The organism is Clostridium sulfidigenes (assembly GCF_000732635.1).
Classification (GTDB): Bacteria; Bacillota; Clostridia; order Clostridiales; family Clostridiaceae; genus Clostridium_J; species Clostridium_J sulfidigenes.
The window spans coordinates 1-891 of the sequence record NZ_JPMD01000087.1 but is presented as its reverse complement, the minus strand read 5'-3'; the positions used below and the strand labels follow the sequence as shown (position 1 = coordinate 891).

General features: G+C 41.0%; 1 rRNA gene. It reads right to left on the bottom strand.

Annotation, left to right across the window (positions count from 1 at the left end):
* Positions 1-472 precede the first annotated feature (472 nt).
* Positions 473-891 (bottom strand): 16S ribosomal RNA (locus tag IO99_RS18100); the annotation flags it as partial.

Here is an 891-nt window from a genome sequence, read left to right as displayed (position 1 = left end):
TAGTGCCAAGGCATTCACCATGCGCCCTTTGTAGCTTGACCTATTCATTTACTAATCTTAAGCGATTAAGATTAGATTTTCATTCTACAAAGAATTCAAATTAAAATTCTTGACGAAATTGTTTTATCTTTAAATTTAAAGGTTTAACAATATATCTTCACTGTGTAATTTTCAAAGAACATTCAATTTTATTATAAACTTCGAAGTTCTGCGTCAACTTCCTCACTCCGGTACTCATTTACCTTAGTAAACTCCGTTCCTCGTTCAGTCGTTTCCTTGACTTTCTCGTTTCTAATAAAATTATTAAGTTTGAGAGTTAATGAATTAATCATTTGGTCTCTCAAAATTAAACAGAGTTAAAGTACCAGTGTCCAGCTGTGCTGGATGGACTCATCTAAACTTTCTAAAATAAATTTTACAAAGTAAGATTCGTTCAATGTCATGAAGGATTAACTTCATGTCGACTCCCTAGAAAGGAGGTGATCCAGCCGCAGGTTCTCCTACGGCTACCTTGTTACGACTTCACCCCAATCACTAATCCCACCTTCGGCCGCTGGCTCCTTACGGTTACCTCACGGACTTCGGGTGTTACCAGCTCTCATGGTGTGACGGGCGGTGTGTACAAGGCCCGGGAACGTATTCACCGCGACATGCTGATTTGCGATTACTAGCAACTCCGGCTTCATGTAGTCGAGTTTCAGACTACAATCCGAACTGGGATGAATTTTATAGTTTGGCTCCACCTCGCGGTATTGCATCTATTTGTATTCACCATTGTAGCACGTGTGTAGCCCTAGACATAAGGGGCATGATGATTTGACGTCATCCCCACCTTCCTCCACGTTAACCGTGGCAGTCTCACTAGAGTGCTCAACTTAATGGTAGCAACTA